We start from the raw sequence: 1,142 nt of genomic DNA, 5'->3' as shown, positions 1-1,142 counted from the left end.
GCCCCGGCCTCCCCGAACCAGAACGGGAAGGTGGAGCGGTTCCACGGCACGTTCCGCCCGGACTTCCTCGACGAGGCCGGCCCGTTCACCTCGGTCGAGCAGGCCCAGGCCGCCGTCGACGCGTGGGTGAACGGCTACAACACCGACCGGCCGCACCAAGCCCTGAACGACACGCTGCCCGTGACCCCGGCGGAACGGTTCGCCGCGGTGCCGACCGAGGCACGCGAGGTGCTGCCGTTGTGGCTGCCACCGGCCCTGGACGCGGTCACCGAACCGGCACGACCGCATGAGGACCACTGCGCCACAGACGAGTCCGCAGTGGAACCCCCGGTAGCACCCCCGGTAGCACCCCCGGTGGCACCCACCCTGGGCAGGCAGCCCGGTGATGCGGTCGAGCTGGAGCGGGTCGTGGGGCCGTCGGGGAACCTGGCGATCCGCGGGCAGCAGTTCTGGCTCGGCCCGGCCCGGGTCGGTCAATGCGTGAGGTTCTGGATCGACTGCGACATGGTCCACCTGAGCATCGGCGGCACCCGGGTGAAGACGGTCCGCTCCCACCTGTCCGTCAACGACCTGGCCATCCTCGTGGCCCACGGCGCGGTCCCTGCCGGTCCACCACCGCTGCCGTCCACGCTCGAACCCGATGGGGTGGTCGAGCTCGAGCGTGCCGTGTCCCGCTTCGGCAGCATCAACCTGGGCGGGCGGAAGGTCCTGATCGCCGAGATCCTCGGCGGCCGGCAGGTCGGGATCCGGATCGAGGGCCAGACCCTGATGGCGTTCGACCTGGACACCCGCGAGCTGCTGCGCACCAGGGCGAACCCGCTCCCGCTCGAGCAGCTGCGAGGCCTGCGTGGGGTCCGCCCGGCCGGGCCGCCGCTCCGGCCCTCGACCGAGCCGGTCACCGTGCAACGGCGAGCCTCCACCGAGGGAGTGATCGTGGTCGCCGGGCAGAAGCTCGCCATCGGCCGGGCCTACGCGCACCAGACCGTGACCGTCCACGTCGCCGAGAGCACCGTGACCGTCGAGGCCGACGGTGAGACCCGTGTCTTCCGTCGGACCAGCACCAAGCCCGTGCGTAGCATCAAGGGCCAGCGGCCACGGACCGCTACCTCAGTTTCCTAGCCGGAGTGTCAAGCATCAGGTGA

Annotated in this window: 1 protein-coding gene; it reads left to right on the top strand. The window is 71.5% G+C overall.

Going from position 1 to position 1,142, the window contains the following annotated elements; translation table 11 throughout:
* Positions 1 to 1,119, top strand: a 1,119-nt coding sequence (locus ABD297_RS23560; protein WP_344257600.1) for an integrase core domain-containing protein, incomplete at its 5' end; no start/stop codon positions are given.
* Positions 1,120 to 1,142: the final 23 nt, after the last annotated feature.

This window comes from Terrabacter carboxydivorans, from assembly GCF_039532035.1.
Taxonomy (GTDB): Bacteria; Actinomycetota; Actinomycetes; order Actinomycetales; family Dermatophilaceae; genus Terrabacter; species Terrabacter carboxydivorans.
This window is presented reverse-complemented; position numbering and strand designations above follow the sequence as displayed.